Genomic DNA, 1,600 nt, shown 5'->3' with positions numbered 1-1,600 from the left:
ATAATTGAGGTATGATGTAAATCTCAATAACTTTATAGGGATATTTTATTACTATTTTTGAAGCAATAAAAGACGCCAAAAACTTTTACGCTTACCTTTATTTAGATATACTCCATTGTTATCAAATTTTCCTATTGTATTCTTTTCTTTTCCAGTTGCTAATAAACAAGTTGTTATGCATCCATCTGGAGAGAATATTAAATTTTCACCTGAAGTGGCTTCACAATAATGTAACTTCCAAGGTTTCACAGTATCTTCAAGATTTAAAAAGGTCATTAAGTATCCTATCACTGGAGAAACTATATTTTTAATAATACATTTTTCTGTTCCAAAGTCAGGAATATACTTTAATATATTTTGATATAATTCACTTTCAGAAAAAACTAACCCATTTGAATCAAAAAAGTCAAGTACTGGCGATATGTACGGAATTACATAACCCGTCTCAACCCACTTTTTTCCTTTATAAATTCAATCAGTTCACCAATATGTTTGAAATTTTCCTTATCAATGTTAATTCTTAATCTTGTTACAACTTTTATCTTAATTAACTCTTCAATTCCTTCACAAATTTTATCAAAAGAACCTGTTCCATCTGCTCTTATTCTTCTCTTATCATGTATCTTCTTATTTCCATCCACAGTAATTTGTAATAGAACTTCTGGATATTGCTGAAGCAATTCTGAATAAAACTTAATTGTTGTTCCATTTGTTATAACTTTAACTATAATTTCATTATTTCTTGCAAATTCAAACACTTGTTTAACAATATCATAATTTCCCTTAAGTAAAGGTTCACCTCCAAATAATGATATTGTTATTGGTTGCTTATCATTTATTCTTTCACTTTGATTTTTATTTTCTAATATATATTTAAAAATAGTCTGTAATTGTGAATCACTTAAAACTTTCATATTTTTATGTGACTTCTCTTCTTCAAAACAATAAGTGCATCTCAAATTACATCCCATAGTTGGACAAATTGTAAAATTTCTTTTGCTTTTTCTTCTTATCAACTCAGCATTTATTCTTCTATACTGTTCAATTGCTAATAATTCTTCTTGTTTATCTTTAAAAATATATTTTCTTTCTCTTAATTGATGTAATAATTCTGGATCATTGACTTCCATTTCTGATATACCCATATTTAAAGAATCAATTTTATTCTTTGTTTCTTCATCTATCACATCAAATGCACCTGATATTGTATTAATCAAAAGTATGTTATCATTATCTAGTTTGTATGTTAAAATTCGCTTTGTTAAATACATCTCTAAAATTACACCTCCAAAACACATATCAATTCACCTAAATTTTAAAATTAAAGATTTATTACTACTGCATTTTTTTAATTTTATATTCGATAAATTGATATGCATTTATTTAACTATTTATATATCTTATAGACTGAAACAAATACAGTTAAAACTAAAACATATACAATCGAAACACCAAGAAACGCATGCTGCATATTCTTCTCTGTTTTCCAATACTTCTACTGACATTTCTGACCATAAATTTTTATTACCTATGATAGTGCATTTTTACTTGAAAAATTTTACAGTCAAGTAACCAAACAGAATCCTAAGCTATTTTTAAT

At 26.1% G+C, this 1,600-nt stretch carries 2 protein-coding genes; both read right to left on the bottom strand.

Translation table 11 applies throughout. From position 1 onward, the window contains the following. Window positions 1-51 precede the first annotated feature (51 nt). The gene (locus BM384_RS17010) at window positions 52-291 is read right to left on the bottom strand and encodes a hypothetical protein (RefSeq protein WP_207650752.1); all 240 of its coding nucleotides are present in this window, start codon (window positions 289-291) and stop codon (window positions 52-54) included. A gap of 140 nt (window positions 292-431) precedes the next feature. Next, window positions 432-1,298, bottom strand: coding sequence for a radical SAM protein (locus BM384_RS17005; protein WP_090015446.1), 867 nt, complete (start codon window positions 1,296-1,298; stop codon window positions 432-434). Between the last annotated feature and the right edge of the window lie 302 nt (window positions 1,299-1,600).

It is taken from the genome of Clostridium sp. DSM 8431, from assembly GCF_900116755.1.
GTDB lineage: Bacteria > Bacillota > Clostridia > Clostridiales > Clostridiaceae > Clostridium.
The sequence above is the reverse complement of the archived record's forward strand: the minus strand, read 5'-3'. Positions and strand labels throughout refer to the sequence as shown.

Excerpts from the sequence above, each read along its gene's own strand:
- BM384_RS17005 (WP_090015446.1), bottom strand. The coding sequence starts at position 1,298 with ATGTGTTTTGGAGGTGTAATTTTAGAGATGTATTTAACAAAGCGAATT.